Annotated in this window: 23 protein-coding genes and 1 pseudogene; 14 read left to right on the top strand and 10 right to left on the bottom strand. The window is 66.5% G+C overall.

The features are described 5' to 3' along the window. Nucleotides 1-224: 224 nt before the first annotated feature. Nucleotides 225-911 (bottom strand): histidine phosphatase family protein, encoded by a 687-nt coding sequence (locus tag L1892_RS06980; RefSeq protein ID WP_235722856.1) that lies wholly within the window; start codon nucleotides 909-911, stop codon nucleotides 225-227. Nucleotides 912-1,008: 97 nt separating this feature from the next. Between L1892_RS06980 and L1892_RS06975 the strand changes: the two genes are divergently transcribed. After that, nucleotides 1,009-1,440, top strand: a complete 432-nt coding sequence (locus L1892_RS06975) for a VOC family protein (RefSeq protein ID WP_235722855.1) — start codon at nucleotides 1,009-1,011, stop codon at nucleotides 1,438-1,440. Nucleotides 1,441-1,463: 23 nt separating this feature from the next. Here the strand turns inward: L1892_RS06975 and L1892_RS06970 are convergent, their stop codons facing one another. Continuing rightward, nucleotides 1,464-2,510, bottom strand: a complete 1,047-nt coding sequence (locus L1892_RS06970) for a sigma-70 family RNA polymerase sigma factor (RefSeq protein ID WP_235722854.1) — start codon at nucleotides 2,508-2,510, stop codon at nucleotides 1,464-1,466. Nucleotides 2,511-2,720: 210 nt separating this feature from the next. Beyond that, the gene (locus L1892_RS06965; RefSeq protein WP_235722853.1) at nucleotides 2,721-2,864 is read right to left on the bottom strand and encodes a hypothetical protein; all 144 of its coding nucleotides are present in this window, start codon (nucleotides 2,862-2,864) and stop codon (nucleotides 2,721-2,723) included. 215 nt (nucleotides 2,865-3,079) lie between these two features. On the opposite strand from L1892_RS06965, the gene L1892_RS06960 reads away from it, so the two are divergent. Next, complete coding sequence (locus L1892_RS06960; RefSeq protein ID WP_235722852.1) at nucleotides 3,080-4,387, top strand: ROK family transcriptional regulator; 1,308 nt, start codon at nucleotides 3,080-3,082, stop codon at nucleotides 4,385-4,387. Between the two features lie 51 nt (nucleotides 4,388-4,438). Here the strand turns inward: L1892_RS06960 and L1892_RS06955 are convergent, their stop codons facing one another. Together L1892_RS06955 and L1892_RS06950 are read right to left on the bottom strand one after the other, a co-directional pair. After that, the gene (locus tag L1892_RS06955; protein ID WP_235722851.1) at nucleotides 4,439-5,287 is read right to left on the bottom strand and encodes an ABC transporter permease; all 849 of its coding nucleotides are present in this window, start codon (nucleotides 5,285-5,287) and stop codon (nucleotides 4,439-4,441) included. Continuing rightward, entirely contained in the window at nucleotides 5,284-6,300 is a 1,017-nt protein-coding gene (locus L1892_RS06950; RefSeq protein ID WP_235722850.1) for an efflux ABC transporter ATPase subunit, DrrA-related, read from the bottom strand. The genes L1892_RS06955 and L1892_RS06950 overlap by 4 nt, the downstream gene beginning before the upstream one ends. A 246-nt stretch (nucleotides 6,301-6,546) precedes the next feature. On the opposite strand from L1892_RS06950, the gene L1892_RS06945 reads away from it, so the two are divergent. Genes L1892_RS06945 through L1892_RS06930 form a run of 4 tightly spaced genes read left to right on the top strand, consistent with a single transcriptional unit; the run spans nucleotide 6,547 to nucleotide 9,612 of the window. Beyond that, the gene (locus L1892_RS06945) at nucleotides 6,547-6,948 is read left to right on the top strand and encodes a TOBE domain-containing protein (RefSeq protein ID WP_235722849.1); all 402 of its coding nucleotides are present in this window, start codon (nucleotides 6,547-6,549) and stop codon (nucleotides 6,946-6,948) included. 32 nt (nucleotides 6,949-6,980) lie between these two features. Continuing rightward, nucleotides 6,981-7,754: a molybdate ABC transporter substrate-binding protein gene (gene modA / locus L1892_RS06940; RefSeq protein ID WP_235722848.1), complete on the top strand. Its 774-nt coding sequence runs from the start codon at nucleotides 6,981-6,983 to the stop codon at nucleotides 7,752-7,754. Continuing rightward, a complete protein-coding gene (locus L1892_RS06935) occupies nucleotides 7,754-8,536 on the top strand; it encodes an ABC transporter permease (protein ID WP_235722847.1) in 783 nt (260 codons plus the stop codon). The genes modA and L1892_RS06935 overlap by 1 nt, the downstream gene beginning before the upstream one ends. Then, complete coding sequence (locus L1892_RS06930) at nucleotides 8,533-9,612, top strand: sulfate/molybdate ABC transporter ATP-binding protein (protein ID WP_235722846.1); 1,080 nt, start codon at nucleotides 8,533-8,535, stop codon at nucleotides 9,610-9,612. Before L1892_RS06935 ends, L1892_RS06930 begins: the two co-directional genes overlap by 4 nt. Here the strand turns inward: L1892_RS06930 and L1892_RS06925 are convergent. Next, complete coding sequence (locus tag L1892_RS06925) at nucleotides 9,579-10,511, bottom strand: adenylate/guanylate cyclase domain-containing protein (protein WP_235722845.1); 933 nt, start codon at nucleotides 10,509-10,511, stop codon at nucleotides 9,579-9,581. The two genes, L1892_RS06930 and L1892_RS06925, sit on opposite strands and share 34 nt — an antisense overlap. Nucleotides 10,512-10,638: 127 nt before the next feature. After that, the gene (locus L1892_RS06920; RefSeq protein WP_235722844.1) at nucleotides 10,639-11,811 is read right to left on the bottom strand and encodes a TetR/AcrR family transcriptional regulator; all 1,173 of its coding nucleotides are present in this window, start codon (nucleotides 11,809-11,811) and stop codon (nucleotides 10,639-10,641) included. 129 nt (nucleotides 11,812-11,940) lie between these two features. Between L1892_RS06920 and L1892_RS06915 the strand changes: the two genes are divergently transcribed. The 3 genes from L1892_RS06915 (at nucleotide 11,941) to L1892_RS06905 (ending at nucleotide 16,483) form a co-directional block, all read left to right on the top strand. Next, entirely contained in the window at nucleotides 11,941-13,152 is a 1,212-nt protein-coding gene (locus L1892_RS06915) for an acetyl-CoA C-acetyltransferase (protein ID WP_235722843.1), read from the top strand. Between the two features lie 34 nt (nucleotides 13,153-13,186). Continuing rightward, entirely contained in the window at nucleotides 13,187-15,361 is a 2,175-nt protein-coding gene (locus tag L1892_RS06910; RefSeq protein ID WP_235722842.1) for a 3-hydroxyacyl-CoA dehydrogenase NAD-binding domain-containing protein, read from the top strand. A 441-nt stretch (nucleotides 15,362-15,802) separates the two neighbouring features. Further along, complete coding sequence (locus L1892_RS06905) at nucleotides 15,803-16,483, top strand: slipin family protein (protein ID WP_235722841.1); 681 nt, start codon at nucleotides 15,803-15,805, stop codon at nucleotides 16,481-16,483. Between the two features lie 251 nt (nucleotides 16,484-16,734). On the opposite strand, the gene L1892_RS06900 is transcribed toward L1892_RS06905, so the two are convergent. Together L1892_RS06900 and L1892_RS06895 are read right to left on the bottom strand one after the other, a co-directional pair. Further along, the gene (locus L1892_RS06900; protein WP_235722840.1) at nucleotides 16,735-17,592 is read right to left on the bottom strand and encodes an alpha/beta fold hydrolase; all 858 of its coding nucleotides are present in this window, start codon (nucleotides 17,590-17,592) and stop codon (nucleotides 16,735-16,737) included. A gap of 21 nt (nucleotides 17,593-17,613) precedes the next feature. Continuing rightward, entirely contained in the window at nucleotides 17,614-17,928 is a 315-nt protein-coding gene (locus tag L1892_RS06895) for an ArsR/SmtB family transcription factor (protein ID WP_235722839.1), read from the bottom strand. Nucleotides 17,929-18,066: 138 nt separating this feature from the next. Here L1892_RS06895 and L1892_RS06890 point away from each other — a divergent pair, with 138 nt between their 5' ends. The 5 genes and pseudogenes from L1892_RS06890 (at nucleotide 18,067) to L1892_RS06870 (ending at nucleotide 22,982) form a co-directional block, all read left to right on the top strand. Next, nucleotides 18,067-19,659: an ABC transporter substrate-binding protein gene (locus L1892_RS06890; RefSeq protein ID WP_235722838.1), complete on the top strand. Its 1,593-nt coding sequence runs from the start codon at nucleotides 18,067-18,069 to the stop codon at nucleotides 19,657-19,659. After that, complete coding sequence (locus L1892_RS06885) at nucleotides 19,656-20,717, top strand: ABC transporter permease (RefSeq protein ID WP_235722837.1); 1,062 nt, start codon at nucleotides 19,656-19,658, stop codon at nucleotides 20,715-20,717. The genes L1892_RS06890 and L1892_RS06885 overlap by 4 nt, the downstream gene beginning before the upstream one ends. Beyond that, nucleotides 20,714-21,586: an ABC transporter permease gene (locus L1892_RS06880; protein WP_235722836.1), complete on the top strand. Its 873-nt coding sequence runs from the start codon at nucleotides 20,714-20,716 to the stop codon at nucleotides 21,584-21,586. The genes L1892_RS06885 and L1892_RS06880 overlap by 4 nt, the downstream gene beginning before the upstream one ends. 17 nt (nucleotides 21,587-21,603) lie before the next feature. Next, a pseudogene (locus tag L1892_RS06875) lies at nucleotides 21,604-22,356 on the top strand (ATP-binding cassette domain-containing protein). Then, a complete protein-coding gene (locus L1892_RS06870; RefSeq protein ID WP_235722835.1) occupies nucleotides 22,353-22,982 on the top strand; it encodes an ABC transporter ATP-binding protein in 630 nt (209 codons plus the stop codon). Before L1892_RS06875 ends, L1892_RS06870 begins: the two are co-directional and overlap by 4 nt. A gap of 28 nt (nucleotides 22,983-23,010) precedes the next feature. Here the strand turns inward: L1892_RS06870 and L1892_RS06865 are convergent, their stop codons facing one another. Next, nucleotides 23,011-23,967, bottom strand: a complete 957-nt coding sequence (locus L1892_RS06865; protein ID WP_235723035.1) for a R2-like ligand-binding oxidase — start codon at nucleotides 23,965-23,967, stop codon at nucleotides 23,011-23,013. Nucleotides 23,968-24,095 lie beyond the last annotated feature (128 nt).

Raw genomic sequence — 24,095 nt, 5'->3', positions numbered from 1 at the left:
GTCCTGCTACTCGACCGGCGAGTGGAGCGCTCATCCGTGGACGCTCCCCTGCTGTTCGAGTGGGCGGGTTTCTCTTGCTGTTCGAGTGGACGAGCTTCCCCCGCTGTTCGAGTCGGCCGTTCCCCCGCTGTTCGAGTGGGCGGGTTTTTCCTCGCTGTTCGAGTGGACGAGCTTCCCCTCGCTGATCGAGTAGGTGACGAGCGCAGCGAGGAGCCGTATCGAGATCACCGGAACGTGGCGAGCCCACCCTCCCGGTCGGCGAGGTGGGCGTGTTCGTTGAACGACACCACCGAGACGCCGCTGCGTCCGACGATCAGTTTCGATACCGATGCATTGACCATGGTGCGAGACAATGCGGGCCACGCGCTCGGCGGAATCTCCCACAGTTGTGCCAGCCACTGCGTGATGGTGCCGGCCGACGACACCACCAGCACCGTCTGTTCTGAGCCAGCCAGCGCGGTGGCGCGTTCGGCGGCGGCGCGCACCCGCTTGGCGAAATCGGTGAAGGTCTCGCCGGTCCCGTGCTCACCGGTTCCGCTGATCCAGTCGGCCAGCCCCGCGTCGAGGCGCTGTTGATAGCTGCGGCCGTCGCGATACTCTTCGGCGCTGGTCGATCCCACCAGGGCGGGCAGGGCGTACTCGTTCCAATCAGGGTCGACCTCCGGGGTCGGCGCACCGGGGACTTGCGCGAGAACACCCGCCAGGGTCTGTGACTGTCGCGGCAGATCGCCGCTGAGCGCCGCGGTGATCGTATCGGTGAGACCGGACAGCAGGGTACCGGTGAGGCGCGCCTGCAGCTGTCCGGCGTCGGTGAGACCGCCCGGTCCGTTGACCGGCGGCTCGTCGGAGCCGTACACACCGTACGCATTCGGATCGGCCTGCCCATGCCGCACCAGATAGATCACGCCCATGGGTCACACCCTATGGCGTAGCGGCCGACGCCGATGAGTTCGGGCTGTTGCCGCGGTCTGCACCTGCAGGTCTGTCCGCGATCGAGGAGTGTCCGCTGTGTCGACGATGGTGTTCGTCAATCTGCCCGTAGCCGACGTGGCACGGTCACGCGCCTTTTTCACCCGTCTGGGCTTCCGGTTCGACGCGCTGTTCTGTGACGAGGGGACGGTGTGTTTCGCGGTCAACGACGGTTGTCGGGTGGTGCTGCATCGGGCACAACGCTTTGCCGGCTACGCCGCGGGTGCCCTCGCCGATCCGCGGTACGGACGGGAGACGGTGGTAGCGGTGTCGGCGACATCGCGCGCCGAGGTCGATCGGTACGCGGACGCGGCGTTGGCCCACGGCGGCACCCACCTCCGTGCCGCCGAGGACCTCGGGTTCCTGTACTGCCGGAGCTTCTGCGATCCCGACGGGCACGCCTGGGAGGTGCTGTGGATGGACCCGGCGCAGATCGCCGCGGGTCCGGATGAGGCCGCGGAGGTCTGCTGAGCAATACGGTCGGTGCGGGGGAGTCAGTGGAATGGGCTCGGAGACGTGCGCGCCGGCGCGTCGTACGGTGTCGGCGGCAGACCGAACCTGGCGAAATCCTCCTCCATCGTCGAGCTGAAGAACGCCACCGCGTATGCGACCGTGCCGTCCGCGCCGAGGTCGAGGACCTGCAACTGGAACGGACGATGCACGCCATCGGGCTCGCGCATGTAGAGCCCGAATGCGGGCTGTCCGTTGGCCACCGTCGGCAACAGGATCTGATCGCCGGGCCCCTCGGCGGGACAGTTGCGGGCGATGAGTTCGCCGATCGCCTCGGCCCCCTGATACCAACCGGTGAACGGGGGCATCTCCCAGATGGATTTGTCGGTGAACAGGTCGACGATCGCGTCTATGTCGTAGCGCTCGAACGCCGAGACGTACTTCGCGAGCAACTCGCGTTTGGTCGAGTCGTCGAGCACGCTCGGTGACTGGTCGGGCCCGGGTGTGTTCTTGAGCTGTTCCCGGGCACGCTGCAGCAGGCTGTTCACGGTCGCGGTGGTGACGCCGATGGTGTCGGCGACCTCGGCCGCTTTCCACTGCAGCACATCGCGCAGGATCAGCACCGCCCGCTGTCGCTCGGGGAGATGTTGCAGCGCGGCGATGAAGGCGAGTCGGATCGACTCGCGTGCACCGATCACATACGCCGGATCGGCATCGTCGCCCGGTGCGATCTCGTCGACCGTGCCGGCGAACGGCTCGAGCCAGGGGACCTCGTGGTCTTGTAGCAGGGTGTCGGTCGGGTCGAAGGCGTCCCCGCCGAGCCCCGACGGCATCGGGCGCCGCTGCTTGCTCTGCAGTGCCGTCAGGCAGGTATTCGTCGCGATCTTGTGCAGCCAGGTGCGCACCGAGGCCCGGCGGTCGAACTTGGCGTATCCGCGCCACGCCCTGATGTAGGTCTCCTGCAGGAGATCTTCGGCGTCGTGGTGCGAGCCCATCATGCGGTAGCAGTGCGCGAGGATCTCGCGCCGGTACGGCTCGAAGACACCGACAAAGTCGTCGTCGGGCGCGGTCTGGGTGGTCGCGGTGGACATGTGATCAAGATTACGGGACACCTCTGACAAGGTCAGCCTGTGAATGGATGACACATCGGATGGAACCGGGGACGAGGCTGATGCGTCCAAACCATGGCTGCGCGTTCCGGCCACACCGGTAGGGGACGCGCCGCGGCGGAGAATCCGTCGGGTCGGCGGTTGTGAGGGGGGCCGCCGACCCGCGCGGCGACCGCAAGTCGGGGGTTGGAATCACGCTGCGCGCAAGTGGTCGGCGCCGTAGCCCGCAGGCATATATTCGCCGGTGAACGCCCCTGCCGGCCAGCCACGTAGGGCGGTGATCCCCGGATGCGGCGGTTGCCGGTCGGCCTGCGCCGTTGCTAGCTTGATCGACATGACGCACGCCACCGCCCGACTCCCAGAGGTCACCCATGTGACCACCGCACTGGGCTGCCGGCTGCCGTTGGCACGTGTCCTGTGTTGTCGACGAATGCGCTGATCCGCTCATTCGCCCTGGGGCCGAAACGCCCACACTCTTCGTCGCACCCGAAGTCCGGCGCGCACAGACGCGCGGCCGGGCCGGATGTGGCACATTCGATGAGGACACACAGATGACCGCAACGCTCGACCACCGATCCACCGCGATCTCCCCTGCATCCGCCCGCACGGTTTCTGCCGCGCCGGTCGGCACCAGATCGGGACCGGCCCGGACGTCGCCGTCTCGCCGAGAGCGGGTTCGGAAGGGGGTCCCCGACATTCACGTCGCCACGCCACAATTGCAGCTGTCGTCGAAACCCGCTGCCCTCGTCCTGCGCACGGCGCGGCTGGCCGGCCCCGTCTTCCGCGACGAGGCCGCCGAGCAGACCGGTCTGAGCGTGTCGACGGTGAACCGGCAGGTCGGTGCCCTGCTCAAGGCCGGGTTACTGCGCGAACGGGCCGATCTCGCACCGGCCGGGGCCATCGGCCGACCGCGTTTACCGTTCGAACTCAACGTCGCCGACTTCCTGACCCTCGGCATCCACATCGGCTACAAGGTCACCTCGATCACCACCCACGACCTCTATCACCGGGTCGTCGGGGCGATCCAGATCGAAACGCCGGTCGCCGACACCCCCGCTGACGTCCTCATCGCCATCGGCCAGAGCGCTCGCCGCTTCCTGACCCGCTGGACGGGTCGTCGCGTGCTGTGGGCGGGTGTCGCCCTCGGCGGCCGGGTTGCTACCGGTGGACTCGTCGACCATCCACGACTGGGCTGGACTGCCGCCCCGGTGGGGCGGGTGATCGCCGAGACGGTTGGTCTGCCGGTGTCGGTGGCATCGCATGTGGAGGCGATGGCCTCGGCGGAACTGGTGGTCAATCCAGAACAGAAGAAGTCGAGCTTCCTGTACTTCTATGCCCGCGAGATGGTGGGTACCGCGTTCTGCGTCGACGGAACGGTCCACACGCCGGCCGCGGGGCCGCCGGTGATCGGGCATTTCCCGACCGGGCCGACCACCCTGCTCGACCCGGCGAAGACAGGGCAACTGGAGGCGGCTGCCAGCGACACCGGCGTGGTGACCGCGGCGCAGGCGCTGGGGTTGCGCGTCGTCGACATCGAGGGCGTGCACGACAGCGCCCGCAACGGTGATGCGACCGCGCGGGCGTTGCTGGAGGAACGAGCCGAGGTGCTGGGCCGCACGGTCGCGTTGATCGCCGACATCTTCAATCCCGACCACATCGTGCTCGGCGGGCAGGCGTTCACCGACTTTCCCGCGACACTGCCCACCGTGGCCAAAGCACTCAAGGCCACCTCGGTGGTCGCCAACCGGGATGTGCGCGTGTCGCATTCGGGGTCGACGGTGCAGCAGCAGGCCGCCGGTGCGGTGTCGCTGGATGCCATCTACGCAGACCCGCTGGAGGCGTTGGCCGTGACGGCGTGAGTGAGTCAGACGTTGCGGAAACCACAACGTCTGACTCACTCAACAGCTGGCTCAGTCGATGGTGCGCTTGTTGTAGGCGCGCAGCGCGAACGGTGCGAAGACGATCGTCAACGCGACCGACCAGATCAGTGTCGCCAACTCCGGGTTCTGCAGCGGCCACGGCTCGCCGGGGCCCGCGGCCGGCCCGTTGCCCCACAGCACGCGAAGCGCCTGCACGAGCGACGATATGGGGTTCCACTCGGCGATGGTCTGCAGCCAGGTCGGCATCGGGTCGGTGGGCACGAACGCGTTGGACAGGAACGTGATCGGGAACAGGGTGGTGAACATGAAACCGTTCACCGCCTCGACCGTCTTGAGCCACGATCCGACGAGGATGCCGAACCAGATCATCGCGAAGCCGAATATCAGCAGGAGCGCGAACGCCAGAACCGCGTCGACAAAACCATTGCGGATACGCCAGCCGATGGCCAAGCCGGTAACCGCCATCACCACGATGCCGATCGAGGAGTGCAGCAGACTCGCGATACTGCGCCCGATGATCACCGCGGAGCGGCGGATGGGCAGCGACCGGAACCGGTCGATGATGCCCTTCTCGAGGTCGGCGGTGATACCGGTGGAGACGATGAACGCGGTGAACACGATCGTCTGACCCATGATGCCGGGCAGCAGGAACTCTTTGTACGACGGTCCGCCGGTGTTGGTGATCGAGGCGCCGAACACGTAGGCGAACAGCAGCACGAACATGATCGGCTGGATGGTGACATCGGAGAGCATCTCCGGCATCCGCCGGGTGTGGATCATGTTGCGTTTGACCATGATCCAGGACTGCTGCCAGATGGTGGTCTGATGGATCTCCGGGCGCTGGGAGATGGCGCTGCCGGTGAACGCGGTGGTGGTCATGCGTTCTGCTCCTCTTCGGTGGAGGTTTCGTCTTCGGCGCGGTGGCCGGTGAGCGACAGGAACACGTCGTCGAGGCTGGGCCGGGCGAGGCCGAGATCGTCGACGGCGATGCCGCTCTCGTCGAACCAGCCGACGACCCGGGTGAGGTCGGCCAGCCCGTCGGCGGAGGTGGTTAGTTTGCGGGCACCCTCGTCGATGAAGACCTCACCGCCGGTCTTGCGGAGCAGCGCCTCGGCTGCCGGGATGTCGGAGGCGTCGGACACGGTCAGCACGAGGCTGGCCGCGCCGGCCTGTTCCTTGAGTTGCAGCGAAGTGCCCTGCGCGATGATGGTGCCCTTGTCGATCACCACGATGTTGTCCGCGAGATGATCGGCCTCTTCCAGATACTGGGTGGTCAAGAGCAGGGTTGTGCCGCCTTTGACCAGGTCGCGCAGCACATCCCAGAGTTCGGTGCGGCTGCGCGGATCGAGGCCGGTGGTGGGTTCGTCGAGGAACAACACCGGTGGCGCGGCCAGGAGGCTCACCGCCAGGTCGAGCCGGCGACGCATGCCGCCGGAATACGACTTGACCTGTTTGTCGCCGGCCTCGGTCAGCGAGAACTGTTCGAGCAGTTGCTCGGAGCGTCGTGCGAGTTCTTTGCGTCCGATGCCATAGAGACCGCCGATCATGCGGATGTTCTCCCGGCCGGTGAGGATCTCATCGACCGTTGCGGCCTGCCCGGTGAGACCCATGCTGCGGCGGACCATGTCGGGTTGTTCGATGACGTCGTATCCGGCGACCCGCGCGGTGCCGCTGGTGGGTGGGGAGAGCGTCGTCATCATCCGCACCGTGGTGGTTTTTCCTGCGCCATTCGGCCCGAGCAGGCCGAGGACCGATCCCTGGGGGACGGTGAAACTGACGCCGTCGACCGCGGTGAAATCGCCGAAGCGCTTCACGAGATCAACGGCCTCGATGGCGACGTCGCGCGTCGACGGGGTGGCCGGCGTTACCGCCGGAGCAGTGGGTGAGCTCATGATTCTCCACGTTATCGATGGGGTCTGACAGATAGCGAGCCAATTTTCGGTGTCGGGACGGCGCTGCCCCGTCAGGTACACAGACCCGCGCGCGTCCCGAAACTCATCGCCGCGGCGCTACGGCGAAGTCCGATATGTCAGATCACGGTAGAACTTCAACTTCACTCGAAGTCAACCCAAACCTGGCGTTCCGCGTATGCGGGTATTCTGCACTGAAATACCCGATTTTGCGGATATTGTTGGGTGGTGGCCGCGATTCGTATCCGAGATGCAGCCGAGTTGCTGGGCGTCAGCGATGACACCGTGCGCCGGTGGGTGGGCACCGGGCAGCTGAGCGACGCGGGTGGCGAGCAGGGTGTGGCGACCGTCGACGGAGCGGAACTCGCCGCCCTCGCGCGTGACCGCGCGCGACGCCCACCCGACGACGGCAACCCGGTGCTCCGGTCGGCACGTAACCGTTTCACCGGACTGGTCACCGAAGTGATCGCCGACGGCGTGATGGCGCAGGTCAGCATGCAATGTGGGCCGTTCGAGGTCACCTCGCTGATGAGTTCAGAGGCGGCGCGGGAGCTGCAGCTCGAACCGGGTGTGGTGGCCACGGCCGTGGTCAAGGCGACCACCGTGATCGTGGAGCGACGACCGGATTGAGTGGATCGGTAGAGATGAGTTGAGGAGACTGCGTGAAGATTTCTGGGTTGTTCCGCCGAGCACTTGTGGTTGCCGGTGTGACGCTGGCCGTCGCGGCGGGAAGCGTCGGGTGTTCGAATGACGACACCGGGTCGGACTCTGTGCTCGACGTCTATGCCGCGGCGTCGCTGACGCAGACTTTCACCGAGATCGCGGACATGTATGAGAAGGCGCACGACGGTGTGGACGTGCGGCTCAACTTCGCCGGTTCGTCGGCGTTGGTGAACCAGATCCAGCAGGGCGCCGACGCCGACGTGATCGCCACCGCGGACCAGGCAACCATGCGACGTCTCGGCGATGCTGCCGTCGATCCGAAGATCTTTGCCACCAACACGCTGGTCATCGTGACCGCGTCTGGCAACCCTAAGAACATCGACGGGTTCGAGAGCCTCACCAATCCGGACACCTCGACGGTGGTGTGTGCGGTCGAGGTGCCGTGTGGCGCGGCGACCGCCCAGGTGCAACGCAACACGGGTATCGAGTTGTCGCCGGTCAGTGAGGAGACCTCGGTCAGCGCAGTGCTGGCCAAGGTGACCTCCGGTCAGGCCGACGCCGGACTCGTCTATGTCACTGACGCGAAGGGGGCCGGCAACACGGTGTCGGCGGTGGGTGATCCGGCGTTCGCCTCCGTCGTCAACTCGTACCCGATCGCGACGCTGCAGGGCACCCCGCATGCGGCCGATGCGCAGATGTTCGTCGACATGGTCCTCGGCGCAACCGGCGCCGAGGTGTTGGGTGCGGCCGGGTTCACTCCCGCCCCGGCCTGATGCGTCGGATCCCCCTCTGGCTGTATGCGCCCGCCGCTGTGGGGGTGGCATTCATCCTGATCGGTCCGGTCGCGTTGGTGGTCCGGATGCCGTGGCAGGATTTCGTCGCCTCCGTGACGTCGCAGGAATCGCTGGATGCGCTGCGCTTGGCGGTGGTCACCGCGCTGACGAGTACGTCTCTGTGTCTGTTGTTCGGGGTGCCGATGGCAGTGGTGTTCGCGCGATCCGACGGAATCGTGGTGCGGGTGATCCGGGCACTCGTGTTGTTGCCGTTGGTGTTACCGCCCGTCGTCGGGGGCCTGGCGCTGATCTATGCGCTCGGGCGCAACGGGGTCGTCGGGCAGTATCTCGATGACGCCGGCATCACCATCGCCTTCACGACGACGGCGGTGATCCTGGCACAGACCTTTGTTGCGTTGCCATTCCTGGTGATCAGTGTCGAAGGTGCCTTGCGCTCGACAGACGGCGAGTTCGAGCAGGTGGCCGCCACCCTCGGCGCGGGTCCAACCCGGACTTTGTGGAAAGTGACTTTGCCGCTGGTGATTCCGTCGCTGTTGGCCGGAACGGTGTTGGCGTTCGCGCGGGCGCTCGGCGAGTTCGGGGCCACCATCACCTTCGCCGGCAATCTGCCGGGGACCACTCAGACGGCGCCGCTGCGGATCTATCTCGATGCGATCAACGATCCCGCACAAGCATTGCCACTGGCATTGGTGCTGATGGTGGTCGCTCTTGTCGTGGTGGTGGCGGTGCACCTGCGGCCGAGTGGGACGGCGGCGACATGAGTGCGCTGTCCGCACGGATTCGGGTGGAGAACCCCTCGGTGGCTGTCGATTTCGAGGTGGAGGCGGGTTGCACCCTGGCGGTGATGGGACCCAACGGAGCCGGCAAGAGCACCGCGCTGTCGGTGCTGGCGGGGTTGCGGCGAAGTGCCGGGTCGAGCGTGCTGGTGGGGGACCGGGTGTTGCAGGATGCGCGGCAGTTCGTGGCCCCGCATCGGCGGTCGGTGGCGTTGCTCGCACAACGGGCGCGGTTGTTCCCGCATCTGAGCGTGCGCCGCAACGTGGCATTCGGGCCCGCCGCAGCGCGACTGGGACGCACCGAGATCGCTGCCCGGACCGACCATTGGCTCGACGCGGTGGGCGTCGCCGACCTGGCCGACCGCATGCCCGGCCAGTTGTCCGGTGGTCAAGCGCAGCGGGTGGCGCTGGCCCGGGCGCTCGCTGTGCAGCCCGACGTCCTGCTGCTGGACGAGCCGTTCGCGGCGCTGGATGTGTCGGTGGCGCAGCAGATCCGATCGCTGCTGCGGGAACTTCTCGCGGAACGTCACGGCACCACGGTGCTGGTGACCCACGATCTGATTGACGCGGTCGCGCTGGCCCGTGACGTCATCGTTCTCGACCAGGGGCGGATTGTCGACGAGGGGCCGACCGCCGACGTTCTCACGCGGCCTGGGCATCCGTTCACGGCCTCGTTGTCCGGGCTGAATCTCTTCGTCGGACGGTTTCACGCAGATGCCGTCGACGACGGCGGCGGCCGGCAGGTGGTCGGTGTCGCCGCCGACGATCTCGGTGCCGGCGACGCGTGTGCTGCCGCGTTCTCGCCGCGGGCGGTGGCCGTCTATCTGCAGGCACCCCACGGGAGCCCGCGCACCGAGCTGCGTGCGCAGGTCACCGATGTGCTGCCGAGGGGCGATCATGCTGTGGTGCGGGCTCTGTGTGGTGATCAAGTTGTGGACGCCGAGGTCACCTGGTCGGCGGTGACCGACCTCGCGATGGCGCCCGGGCTGGAGGTGACGATGGTGGTCAAGGCCAGTGAGGTGCGGATCTATCGGGTGCCGTCGTCGACCGGTCCGTCGTAGTACTTGTTGACCTCCAGGGTTCTCGCTTTGAGACGACGATATCCGCGGACGTTGAGTGACGGGATGGACCGGAGATAGAACCGTTCGTCTTCGGCCAGGCCGGTGGCGACCGCGTCGTCGACCAGAATCGTTCCGGGGCGGGCCGATCCGGCCAGTCGTGCGGCGATGTTCACCGGTTCACCGAAGACGTCGCCGAGCCGACTCAGCACCCGTCCGCGGGCGAGCCCGACGCGCAGTGGCGGGATCTCGTCGGACTCGGAGAGTCGATGGATGGCGATCGCGATCACGGCGGCCTCCGATGGGTGGTGCGCAGTGAACATGACCGCATCGCCGAGCGTCTTGATGACGTGGCCGCCGTTGGCGACGACGATCTCGAAGGCGTTCTCCTCGAACGATTCCAGCAGTTGCTCCAGTTCGTCGAGGGCGATCCGGCGAGACAAACTGGTGTAGCCGACGATGTCGGCGAACCCCACCACCAGATCGTGGCTCTCGTCGGACTCGAGCTCCACGCCATGGTCGAGGGCCAGGGCCAGGTGCCGGCGCCAGATCAGCTGTTGCACCTGCCCCAGCGCTGCCGACATCTGGTCGATCGTGAACGGGACGTCGGGATCGCGGTCGAACTCGCGGAGCTGATCGGCCTGCCAATCCGCCAAGCGGGCCATCGTCTGGCCGATGGCCCGCGCGGTGGCCACCTGCGCGGTCTGCGGCATGGTGTCCTCGGAGTCGGCGAACAATCGCAACGCGTCGAGATCGGCCTCGGTGAAGATCTTGTCCGGCGTCGAGGTGCGGGCGAAACCAAAGGCATTCCAGATCTTCTCGGCATACTCAGCGCTCAACCCCAGCTCGGCGACGAGTTCGTCGCGGGTGTAGCGCGGTTCGCCGGTGCCCGGTGTCGTCATGGGGTCAGCTTAGGTGAGGCCGGCTGGTGCGCGGTCCGGGAACATGGTTCCCGCGCGCCCGGTGATCATTCGCGCGTGAAATTTCACGCGCGAATGATCGATAGGTGCGCGAGTAGGTGTACGCCGCTCAGACCCCCAACACACCCTTCATCAGATACGCCATCTGAGCCCCGAACTCGGGTCGATGGACGCCGCGCCGCATGCGGATCGCGTCGTTCACGACCGAAAGGGACGCGTGCACGTCGATGGCCGCGCGTTCGCGCGTCAGCTCAGGTTGCGCCTGGGTGAGCAGGTCCACCCAGCGAGCCACATAGCGGCGCTGGATGTCGATCAGGTCATGCGCCGTCGGCTGGCCGGCCAGTGCATAGGAGTTGTTGAACGACACGGACAGATCCGGGGTGGAGGTGATCACGTTCACATACGAGTCGACCAGCAGCACAAGCAGTTTGGCCGGGTCGGAGGTGGACGCATAGGCGGCCATCACGCCGGCTTCGAGGCGGGTGGCGCTGCGCTGACCGATGCCGGCGAGGATCGCCATCTTGGAACTGAAGTGCTTGTACACGCTGGGCCCGGTGATACCCACGGCGGCGCCGATGTCGTCGACGCCGACGCCGCTGTACCCGCGCTCGGCGAACAGCGCCGCGGCGGCATCCAGGATCTCATCGCGTCGGGTGGGTATGCCGGCGCCCGGAGGTGGCAGCGGGGGCAGGGGTGGCGCCGTGGCCGGTCGCAGGACGATCACCCGCCGCACCAACAGATCGACCTCCTCGAGCGATCGCGTTGTCGAGAGTCGGGTGTTGTGCACCGACAGGCTGCCCGCCACACTCAGCACCGCCCACGCCAGGGTGACCGCCTCCCGTTCGGCGAGGTCGGTTCCCTCGGCCAGCGCCGCGCCCCAGCGGTGCAGGATCGCGCGGGTGCGCAGGACCACCTCGCGGTTCTGTTCGTCGGTGAGATGTTGGCTTGCCCAACGCCACAACGATGTCGACTGCGGGCGTCGTACCCCGAGCATGCAGACCGCTGCGATCAGGTCGTCGACCCGGGCATCGGGGTCGGCCATCGCGCGACCGGTGCAGGCCTCGAGGTCGTCGACGCCGGCGAGTACCGCGGCCGCCAACAGGGCCTGCTTGTCGTCGAAATGCCGGTACACCGACGGCGCCGTGACCCCTGCGGCCCGCGCGATGTCGGCCAGCGACACCTGGGTGTACCCGCGGTCGGCGAACAGCACGGCGGCCTGCTCGATGAGCTGGCTCTTGCGGTCGGCCGGACGGGTGCGCCGGGTGGGCTTCTCGGTAGGCATGGTGAATCGACCATAGCGCATATCTAGCGATGCAAGTGAGTCCCTGACCACCCGCTATAGCCAAACAAGTTATTCCACGTTAGCCTGGGAAGGTAACCACCATGGTTCATGCGAAAGGAACACTCAATCGTGGCTGATCAAGCATTCATCTACGAGGCGATCCGTACGCCCCGTGGCAAGCAGCGCGGCGGTTCGCTGCACAGCGTCAAGCCGGTCGACCTGGTGTCCGGGCTGATCGACGAGGTTCTCGCCCGGCACGGTTCCCTCGATCCGGCCGACATCAACGACGTCGTCCTCGGCGTGGTGTCGCCGGTGGGTGAGCAGGGTGCGGTCATCTCCCGCACCGCGGCCCTCAACAGCGGCCTGCCCGAGAGCGTCCCCGGCACCCAGATCAACCGCTTCTGCGCCTCCGGCCTGGAAGCCACGAACCTCGCCGCCGCCAAGGTCGCGTCGGGCTTCGACGATCTCGTTCTGGCCGGTGGTGTCGAGGCGATGTCGCGCGTGCCGATGGGTAGCGACGGCGGAGCGCTGTTCACCGACCCGACCACCGCGTACGACAACTACATCGTCCCGCAGGGCATCGGCGCCGACCTGATCGCCACCCTCGAGGGCTTCAGCCGCGAAGACGTCGACGCCTACGCGGCCGAGTCGCAGGCCCGCGCCGAGAAGGCTTGGACCAGTGGCTACTTCGCCAAGTCGGTGGTACCGGTCCGCGACATCAACGGCGTCATCGTGCTCGATCACGACGAGCACCGTCGTCCGGGCTCGACCGTCGAGTCGCTGGGCAAGCTCAAGGCCGCCTTCCAGGCGCTGGCCGACATGGCCGGCTTCGACGATGTGGCGCTGCAGAAGTACCACAACGTCGAGAAGATCAACCACGTCCACACCGGCGGCAACAGCTCCGGTATCGTCGACGGCTCCGGCCTGGTGCTGCTCGGTAGCGAAGAGGCCGGCAAGCGCAACGGGCTCACCCCGCGCGGCCGCATCGTCACCTTCGCCGAGATCGGCTCCGAGCCGACCATCATGCTCACCGGCCCGACCCCGGCCACCGAGCTGGCGCTGAAGAAGGCCGGTCTGACCGTCGACGACATCGACGTCTTCGAGCTCAACGAGGCATTCGCGTCGGTCGTCATGAAGTGGATGAAGGATCTGAAGATCCCGCACGAGAAGGTCAACGTCAACGGTGGCGCCATCGCCATGGGTCACCCGCTCGGCGCGACCGGCGCGATGATCTTCGGCACCTGCCTCGACGAGCTCGAGCGCACCGGTGGCCGCTACGGCCTGGTCACCCTGTGCATCGGCGGCGGCATGGGTGTCGCGACCATCATCGAGCGTCTCTGACCTTCCACTTCACAGAAAGAACTCTTCAAACACCATGAGTGACAACATGTTCAATTGGGAGAAGGACGCCGACGGGGTCGTTGTCCTGACCATGGACGACCCGAACCAGGGCGCCAACACCATGAACGACCTGTTCATGACCTCGCTGCCGACCATCGTCGAGCGCCTCGAGGCCGAGAAGGACGACATCACCGGTGTCGTGCTCACCTCGGCCAAGAAGACCTTCTTCGCCGGCGGCGACCTGAAAGACATGAGCAGCGACCGCGGCTCGCAGTCGAAGGAAGAGATCGCCACCGCGATCACCGAGCGCACCAACGCCATGAAGAAGGTCATGCGGCGCCTCGAGACCCTCGGCAAGCCGGTCGTCTCCGCGATCAACGGTGCCGCGCTCGGCGGTGGCCTGGAGATCGCGCTGCACACCCACTACCGCATCGCAGCCGATGTCAAGGGTGTCCAGATCGGTCTGCCCGAGGCAACTCTCGGCCTGTTGCCCGGTGGCGGTGGCGTGGTCCGTACCGTGCGTCTGCTCGGTATCCAGAATGCGCTGATGGGTGTGCTGCTGCAGGGGCAGCGGTTCAACCCGACCAAGGCCAAGGAGACCGGACTGGTCGACGAGGTCGTCGGCTCCATCGAGGAACTGATCCCGGCCGCCAAGGCATGGATCAAGGAGAATCCGGAAGCCGCGCAGCCGTGGGACAAGAAGGGCTACAAGATCCCGGGTGGTGCTCCCACCAACCCGGCGTTCGCCCAGAACCTGCCGGCACTGCCGGCGTTGCTGCGCAAGCAGATCAAGGGCGCCAACATGCCGGCTCCGCGCGCCATCCTGGCCGCCGCCGTCGAAGGTGCCTACGTCGACGTCGACACCGCCGACATCATCGAGACCCGCTACTTCGTCTCGCTGGTGACCGGTCAGGTCGCGCAGAACATGATCAAGGCGTTCTTCTTCGACCTGCAGCACATCAACGGTGGCGGCTCGCGCCCCGAGGGAATCGAGAAGTACACCGCCAAGAAGGTCGGTGTGATCGGCGCAGGCATGATGGGTGCCGCGATCGCCTACGTATCGGCCAAGGCCGGCATGGAGGTCGTGCTCAAGGACATCGACCTCGACGCCGCCAAGAAGGGCAAGGGCTACTCCGAGAAGCTCGAGGAGAAGGCACTCGCCAAGGGCAAGACCACCCAGGAGAAGAGTGACGCGCTCCTCGGCCGGATTCATCCGACCGTCGACGCCGCCGACTTCAAGGGCGTCGACCTGGTCATCGAGGCCGCCTTCGAGTCGGTTGACGTGAAGCACAAGGTGTTCCAGGAGATCGAGGACATCGTCGAGCCCGACGCGATCCTGGGTTCCAACACCTCGACCCTGCCGATCACCAGCCTCGCGCAAGGCGTGAAGCGGCAAGAGGACTTCATCGGCATCCACTTCTTCTCGCCGGTCGACAAGATGCCGCTGGTGGAGATCATCCGCGGTGAGAAGACCTCGGATGAGGTGCTGGCCAAGGTCATCGACTACACGCTGCAGATCCGCAAGACCCCGATCGTGGTCAACGACAGCCGCGGCTTCTTCACCAGCCGCGTGATCGGCACCTTCGTCAACGAGGCCATCGCGGCCGTCGGCGAGGGTGTGGACCCGGTCTTCATCGAGCATGCAGGTTCGCAGGCCGGCTACCCGGCGCCGCCGCTGCAGCTGATGGACGAGCTGACCCTGACTCTGCCGCAGAAGATCCGCAAGGAGACCGAGGCGGCGCTCAAGGCCGAGGGCAAAGAGATCCCGCAGCACGGCAGCAACGCCGTCGTCGACTGGATGGTCGAGAACGGCCGCACCGCCCGCAAGGACGGCAAGGGCTTCTACGACTACGACGAGAGCGGCAAGCGCACCGGTCTGTGGCCTGGCCTGCGCGAGCAGTTCAACTCGGGCTCCAAGCAGATCCCGTTCGAGGACATGCAGGAGCGGATGCTCTTCGCGGAGGCTCTCGAGACAGTGAAGTGCTTCGACGAAGGTGTGCTCACCTCGGTGCCCGACGCCAACATCGGTTCGATCTTCGGCATCGGCTTCCCGGCGTGGACCGGTGGTGTCGTCCAGTACATCAACCAGTACGAGGGCGGGCTGCAGGGCTTCGTCGACCGTGCCAAGGATCTCGCGTCCAAGTACGGCAGCAACTTCGAGCCACCGCAGAGCCTGGTGGACAAGGCAGCTCGTGGTGAGAAGTTTTAGGGGCGAGAAGCTCTGAGCTGACCTCAGCTGACGAAAGGGGCCCCGAGCGGATTCGATCCGGTCGGGGCCCTTTCGCTGTGCTGGCTGCCACGATGCATCTGGGTGCGGCGACAAATGCGTTGCGCGATCACGGCCACCGTGGCAGAGTTCTGCGTCGGCATCGGGAGAGCAGTCGAGAGCGGGGTACCGCGATCATGTTCTGCGCGTGTGATTCCCGACGTCTACTGCATGGCAAAGGATTGACGTCCTCGAGGTTCGAGTCCTCACTCGGCGTCGCCCCCGGGAGCACGGACGTGATCGGTCCAGCGGCCACCGTCGCATGTCGACGACTGGGCCCCACCGATCGGTCCGCCCGCGGGCGGCGTCCCGCCAGGCAGGCCGATCAACAACACCGAATACCGAAGCGACATGTCTTGCAACGCAATGGAAAGGAGGCTCGCCATGTCCATTTTCAACCGTATGTCCGTCGATCCCGGCTGCGTCGTCCTCGAGTATCGGGGCGGCTCGCTGTCGCGAGTCCTCCAGACGGGCAGCTACTCGCCGCGATCAGACGCTCAGTACCGGGTCGTCGACCTGCGGGAGCGGCTCGTACCTGTTGCGCTGCAGGAGGTGCTGACGTCTGACGCCATGTCGGTCCGCGTGTCGATGACGCTACGAATGGTCGTCGCCGACGCGGTGGCCTTCACCGAGCGTGCCGTCGACCCGATTGCTTCGGTATACCTGGCCACCCAGATTGCGCTTCGTGAGGCGGCAGCCTCGGTGAGCGCCGACGACCTGATCCGGCGCGGCGATGCGCTGGACATCGGGGCCATCCGATCGGCCGCGTCGGCGGCGGGAACCGAGGTGGGCGTCGAGGTGCGTGACGTGGTGGTCAAGGACATCGTGGTGCCGGCCGAGGTCCGTGCTGCGGCGCTCGAGGTGATCACCGCGAGGTCGCGCGGTCTGGCGAAACTGGAGGCGGCCCGCGCGGAGACGGCGGCGTTGCGTTCGCTGGCGAACGCCGGTCGTCTGCTCGACGCGCACCCGGCGCTGGCTCAGTTGCGGCTGATCCAAGCGGTTCCGTATGGGTCGCGGGTCGTGCTGTCGGTTGACGGTGCGGACCTGCCGGCGGCCGCCGAGTAGGTGGGTGGGCGCGTATCGAGGTTGCTTGCGTGGTCTCGATACGCGCCTCGCCTAGCGGCTCGGCGCTACTCGACCGGCGAAAAGAGTTGCGGCTCGGCGTTACTCGACCGGCGAGAAGGGTTGCGGCTCGGCGTTACTCGACCGGCGGATGGTGTTGCGGATCGGCGCTACTCGACTGGCGGATGGTGTTGCGGCTCGGCGCTACTCGACTAGTGAGAGATGTTGGGGCGCTGGTCGACCGGCGAGTTGAGCTAGCGCAGCAGGAATGCGCGCACAGCCGACTCGAACTCCTCCTTGGCCTCGATCATCACCCAGTGTCCGCACTTGGGGAACACATGCAGTTCGGCCTCAGGGATGAGTCGCATGGGCACCATCGCCATGTCGGGCGGGCTGACCCGATCATCGCGGCCCCACGTCAACAAGGTGGGGCAGGCGACCTTGTGCATCATCGACCAGTAGGGCGGGGTGTCGGAGGCGGCCAGGAACTGTTGCTGCATCTCGAACGCCGCCGACCCGTACATCATCTGCGCGGTCTTCTGGGCATCTGGATGGATGGCGGCCTGCCAGCGTTCCTCGATGAGTTCCTCGGTGACCAGTGTGCGGTCGTAGACCATCGCCGACAGCCAGCGCACCAGCTTGTCCCGATCTGGTTCGTCGGTGAACTCCTGCAACAGGCGCAGACCCTCGCTGGGGCTCGGACTGAAGACGTTGGGGCCGACGCCGCCGATGGTCACGAGCTTGTCGACGCGGTCAGGCTTCTTGATGGCCAGATTCACGCCGACGACACCGCCCATCGAGTTGCCGATCATCGGGGCGGACTCGATGTCGAGGGCGTCCATGAACCGGATCACCGACGACCCGGCGGTCAGCACCGGATGGCCCTCGACGGGGTCGCTGACGCCGAAGCCGGGGAACTCGATGACGTAGCAGTGATGGGTCTGTGCGAAGAAGCCGAGGTTGCCGCGGTAGTTGCGCCAGCCGGTCACGCCCGGCCCCGAGCCGTGCAGCAACACCAGCGGTGGGGCGGAAGGATCGCCGGCCTCGTGATAGCGGATCGTGCCCTGATCGGTCGAGAGTTCGCGCTTGGTCGCGTCGTAGGTGACATCCACGAGATCAGAGTAGAACGTGTTCTAGTTTGTTGTCACGGAGGTGTCTCGCGAGGTGTGCGAGACGCCGAGGATGTCGTGCAGGATTCGGTGGACGATGGCGTCATGCACGATGGTGTAGCGCACGGTCCGTCCGACCCGCTCGGCCTGTGCCCACCCCTGGTCGCGCAGGGCGCGCAGCGACTGTGATGCCGCATTCTCGGTGATCTCGGCCCGTGACGCGAGCTCCTGCACCGTGGATTGCGGAGACGCATGCATCTCTATCAACAGACGTAGGCGCGTCGAATCGCTGAGCAGCGCGAAGCGCGACGCCCACTCGTCCACTCGGATATCGGACATCCTGCCCTCCTGGCCAGTTACCGCTTGTTCCATCGTCGGCTACCGTCCGAATTGCGGCAAACGCCTGTGTGCCCAAACATATGTGTAGACAGACATGTGTGTATATGGACAGATGACAGTTGGATGAGGGCAACGACGATGAGACGACAATTCGCTGCGACCGGACTGATCGCTGCTGCGGTGATCGCCACGGGGTGTGGCGGCTCGACCGCAGACGATGGCGCCACCGACCAGATCGTGCTCGGGGAAAGTCAGGAACTCGGCGACTTCAATCCGATGATGGGCTACGGGCAGCAGGGAGTCTCACCCATTTACGAGGGCCTCCTTCGGCCCGCCGCCGACGGGGATTCGAGGGTTCCCGACCTCATCCCTGCGCTCGCAGCGGAAGCCCCGCAGCAGGTCGCAGATCGTGTGTGGCGCCTCGCCCTGAAGACCGATGTCACCTTCTCCGACGGCAGCGTCTTCGACTCGGCGGACGTGGTCGCCACCTACCGGGCCGTGCGCGACCCGCAGGTCGCAGCAGAGATCTCGACCGACTTCGCGCCGATCGTCGAGGTGGCCGCCGACGGTCCCGACGCAGTCACCGTGCGGATGAACACCGACGCCGATCCGTCGCCGTACCTCCTGTTGGGTCTGGCGCCATCAGAGGCGATCGAAGCCAAGCCGGCCGCCGAATGGGCGTTGAACACCCAGCCGGTGGGTACCGGACCCTACCGGCTCGACTCCCTGCAGCCCGACCAGGCGGTGCTCGTCGCGCGAGACGGCTACTGGGGATCGGAGCCGCAAGTGACCAGGCTCGTCTATACCCATACGCCGGACGACAACACCCGTGCACAGCGCATCGCAGCCGACGAGATCGACGGCACGAATCTCCCGCCGAAACTGGCCGACAGCCTCGAGAATCGTGCCGGGGTGAGTGTGACGGCGGTGAAATCGGCCGACTGGCGTGGTGTGTCGCTGCCGTCGGCCAACACGTTCACCGCGGATGTCGCGGCGCGCCGGGCGATGAATCTCGGGGTCGATCGCGCCGCCGTCGTGCGTGATGTGCTGAGCGGTCGCGGCGAACCTGCGAGCACCCCGATCGCCTCGGTCTACGGCGACGCGTACGACGCCGATGCCCAGTTCTCGTTCGACCTCGACCGAGCCCGACAGATCCTGGATGATGCCGGGTGGGTACCCGGTCCGGATGGTGTCCGCGTGCGCGGGGGCGATCGTGCATCGTTCGGGCTGCTCTACAACGCCCAGGACACGGTGCGGCGTGATCTCTCGGTGGCCTTTGCCGCGGCGATGAATCCCCTGGGGGTCGAGGTCACTCCGCGCGGAACGAGCTGGGACGAGATCGATACGAGACTCGACGCCGATGCGGTGCTGCTCGGCGGAGGCGCGACGCCTTACAGCATCGACTCGCAGGTGTACGACGCGTTGCACACCCGCGTGCCCGACTCGTCGCCGTACTCGAATCCGGGGAACTTCACCGCACCCGGTCTCGATGCCCTGCTCGATGCGGCTCGGCGCAGTGCGCCCGGTCCGGCCAACGATGCGCGTTACCGCGAGATCCAGACGGTCTACGAATCGGCGCCGTCGGCGGTGTACCTGGCGTTCCTGCACCACACCTACGCTGCACGCAGCGACGGCTGGACCTACGACGCACCGATCCTCGAACCACATTCTCACGGCGTTGCGTGGGGCCCGTGGTGGAACCTGCCGTCCTGGCGTAGTGACGCACCATGACTCTGCTTCGACCGGCCACCTCAGCGAGCGCAGCCGGACACGGCGACCCGGTGAACTCACCGCGCGGTGGGAGAACCCGGGAACGTCTGCGGATCACCCGACGGCTGCTCGGACGTCGATTCGTGGTGGCGATCCCCACGATCATCCTGGTGTCGCTGGGCATCTTTGCGATCGCGGCGGCCTCCCCGTTCGAACCTCTCGCGGCACATCTGGGTCCGAACTACCAGTCGGCGACACAATCGCAGCGTGACGCGGTCCGCGTCGCCTACAACCTGGACCAGAACTGGTTCGAGGCGTGGTTGAGATGGTGGGGGCATCTGCTGACCGGTGATCTCGGCTGGTCGTCGATACGAAGCCAGCCGGTGGCCGACGTGATCGCCGACCGGCTGCCCTTCACCCTCGGCATGGCGTCGGCGGCGTTGATCACGGCTGCGGTCATCGCCGTGGTCGGCGGGGCATTCATCGGCATGCACCGCGGTGGTGTGCTGGATCGATGTGTCACGGGACTGGCCGCGGCCCTCGCCGCGACACCGCCGTTTGTGGTCTCCCTGGTGCTGGTGAGTGTCTTCGCCGTGTCGCTCGGCGCCTTCCCGACCTCGGGTGCACGTCGTCCGGGCGACCCGTACACACTCGACGGCATCCTGACCCACGCGGTGCTGCCGTTCATCGCCCTGACGATGTCGATGATCCCGTGGTTGCTGCTCACCATGCGCTCAGCGGTCGTCGACGCGGCCGGCTCGGATGCGGTGCGCGCGGCCCGAGCCCGGGGGATCGGCGGCTGGGCGTTGCTGCGCGGCCACGTCCTGCCGGTGTCGGTGTTGCCCACCCTGGCGTTGCTGGGCACCCGTCTTCCTGAACTGATCGCCGGCGCCGCGATCGTGGAAACCGTGTTCGGCTGGCCCGGGCTGGCTGAAGCTCTGGTGGATTCCGCAGTGGCCCTGGATTTCTCGTTGCTCGCGGCGTTGGCTGTCGGATCGGCGGTGCTGGTGCTGATCGGCTCCGCGTTGTCGGATGCGGCCGCTGTGTGGATAGACCCACGGATCGGGATGAGCGCATGATCGCGGGGATCTCGAGGTCACCGGCCACATCGACGGTCGTCGGTCGGGGAGTCTGGGCCTTTCGTGCCGGACTGCTCGCCCCGTGGATCGTTCTCGGACTGGTGGCGATCGTGGCGATCGGCTGGCCTATCGTCGCAGGACCGCAGTCGCCGGACTTTGCCGCGTCGCTGCGTGCACCCGGTGGCGAGCACCTCCTGGGCACCGACCATTCCGGCTACGACCTGGGTGTTCGGACCGCTCAGGGGCTGCGCATCTCGCTGGTGATCGCCGCCCTGTGTGCGGTGCTGTCGACGCTGATCGGCCTGCTGATCGGCATCGGGTCGGTCACCGTCGGCGGGTGGTTCGACGCCGTGGTCATGCGCGTGGTCGATGGTGTCAACGCGCTCCCGCATCTGGTGGTGGGAGTGGTCATCGCGGCCATGTGGCGCGGGGAACCGATCGCGATCATCGCCTCCATCGCCTTGACCCACTGGCCCGCAGTGGCGCGGGTGGTACGCGCCGAACTACTCGACAACACCTCGGCGGGCTGGATCGAATCGGCCCGGCTCGCCGGAGCGTCACGCAGCTTCATCGCGACCCGGCATCTGTTACCGGCGGTGACAGGTCAGGCGCTGGTCGCTATGACGGTGCTGCTCCCGCACGCGGTGTGGCATGAGACGACCCTGTCGTTCCTGGGCGTGGGTCTGTCCCCGGACGAAGCGAGTCTCGGCACCCTCCTCGGTCAGGCGCGCGGCGACGTCCTCTCCGGGGCGTGGTGGACGCTTGCGGTTCCGGGTGTCGCGCTGATGATCACCGCGCTGGCGTGTGCGGCGGCCGCGTCGACATTGCGCAGAGCGAGTCGGCCACCGACCGGGGAGGTGTGGCGATGACGGGCATCGACCGGGAGGTGTGCGCTCGCGTCGAAGGCCTGACCGTCGACATCACCGCCCGGCGCCGCTGGGATCGCATCGCGGTGCGGGTCCTCGACGATGTGGACCTCGAGTTGTCTGCCGGTTCGGTGACCGCGCTGGTCGGTGAATCCGGGTGCGGCAAGTCGATGATCGCCGCCGCTCTCACCGGCCTCTTACCCGCAGGGTCGCGGATGACCGGATCAGTCGTGGTCGACGACCGAGCACTCACCATCGACGATTCGTGCTGGTCGACGATGCGTGGTCGGCGAATCGGGCTGGTGCCGCAATCGCCGTCTACCTCGTTCACCCCGGTGCGCACCGTCGGCTCCCAGTTGGATGAGGTCGTCCGACGATTGGCCGGCAGTCGATCGGCCGCCGAACTCTGTCGGGACGTGTCCCTGCCCGTCGCCTCGCTCGACCTCTATCCCCACGAGCTGTCGGGCGGGATGGCCCAGCGTGTGGCGATCGCAGCCGCGCTGGCCGGTGATCCGGCGATCGTCGTCGCCGACGAGCCGACGTCAGCACTTGACCGCGAACTCGCCGCAGACATCTAGAAATTGCTCGCCGTCACAGCCGGCGACGGGGCCGCAGTACTCGCCATCACACACGACATCGACACATTGACCGACGGGCGGTGCGACACGATCGCGGTGATGCGCGCTGGTGCGATCGTTGCGCAGGGGCCCATCCACGAGATGCTCGTTTCGCCGGACCCGTATGTTGCCGAGTTCTTCGAGCCCGTCTCATGAGCGTGTCCGGGCAGGTTGCAGCCCCTGGTCCGATGGTCGGCACCGGCCTCGAGGCCCGCTTCGGACGCCGTACGGTGTTCTCCGGTGTCGACATCGTCGTCGAGCCCGGCGTGCCCACCGGGGTTCTCGGGCCGTCGGGCAGCGGCAAGACCACGTTGTTGCGGATCGTCGCCGGACTCACCGAACCATCCGCGGGTCGAGTCGATCGGCCACAGCTGCCGGCAGGCCGGATCGGGATGCTCGCACAGAATCCGCGGCAGGTGAGCAACCCACGCTGGACACTGCGGCGGATCCTCGCCGAGCCGGCCGCGATCGGCCGTCGACCGTGCGACATCGAGGCGACCGCCGACCGGGTCGGACTCGACACCGCGCTTCTCGACCGGTTTCCGGCGCAGGTCAGCGACGGTCAACTGCAGCGGGCATGCCTCGGCAGGCTGCTGGTGCAGGCACCATCCTTTGTGTTGTGTGACGAGCCGACCTCGATGCTCGATCCGGTGTCAGCGCGGGCGGTGGTCGCGATCCTGCAGCACCTCGTCGAGGACGGCGCGGGGCTGATGCTCGTGAGTCACAACAGGCGGCTCGTGGAACGACGGTGTGGCCGGATTGTGGAGCTGGGTGCCTCGTGATGTGCCGCCGGCCTGGCCGGCAGGCCCATCAGCGACCCATCGCGGCGGCGTCCTCGTCTCCGAACTGTTCTTCGAGGGCCTCCGGCGAGTAGTCGAGGTCGATCTCGGCGACGGGGCGTCCGCGCGCGGATTCGATGGCGCTCAGGCGGCGCTGGCCGCGGTCGGCCGCGTAGACGAGGAATTCGTTGTTGTCGAGGCCGAAAGGCTGTTCCTCGAACTGTTCGTTCACCCAGTTGATCATGCCCAGTGCGAGTGGCATCAGCTCTTCCATGCGGCTGGTCACCACGTCCCACAGCGAGTCGTCGGCGGCCACGTGGCGTCGGCACGTGAACGTGCCCCAGGCCATGTGTCTGCGTTCGTCGTTGCCGATGAACTTGATCAGCGTCTGCATCCCGGGAAAGATGCCGTGCCGCGCGCACACCGTCTGCCAGGCGTAGTAGCCGGTCAGCGCCAGACTGCCCTCGATGACGTGGTTGTAGGTGACGCTGGCGCGGACCTGATTGCGCGGCGACGGATCGTTGTCCAGCGCATGTAGCGATGACGGCAACTCGTCGTAGAAAAGCTGCCGATAATAGGGGTTGTCGGCGACGAAGGATTGCAGGTCGCCCGTCAACCCGACCGCATCCATCCACCGCCGGAAGACCTGGGTGTGTTTGGCCTCCTCGAAACAGAACTGCGTCAGATACATCTCGTCGCCGAAGCGACCCTCGGTGGCCATCGCCTTCATGAACGGCTGGATGTCCTGGGTGACCGCTTCTTCGCCGGCGATGAACTGACTCACCAGGTAGGTGGCGCTGCGTCGTTGTTCGTCGGTGATCTCGGTCCAGTCCTGGGCGTCGCGACCGAAGTCGATGGCAGCCGGATCCCAGAAACGGGCGTTGCCCTTGATGAAGAGCCGCAAGGGAAACGAGTCCCAGTTGAGGCCACCGCTGCGCAGCGACGCGAAGTCGGTACGGCCCTGCGTTGTGTGGTCGGCGAGAGTCATGGAGATCACCAGCTAACAATCGTTCGAATCCGATGAATCGACGCTAGTCGGCGTGGTGGACGGGCGTACTGGTTTCTGTGAACTCTCAGGTCGCTGTTTGGTTTTGACGCATCGCCAGCGGCGGTCGC

Origin of the sequence: Gordonia tangerina (genome assembly GCF_021556435.1) — a bacterium.
Lineage (GTDB): Bacteria > Actinomycetota > Actinomycetes > Mycobacteriales > Mycobacteriaceae > Gordonia > Gordonia tangerina.
Note: the sequence above shows the minus strand (reverse complement) of the source record. Positions and strands in the feature narration are given on the sequence as shown.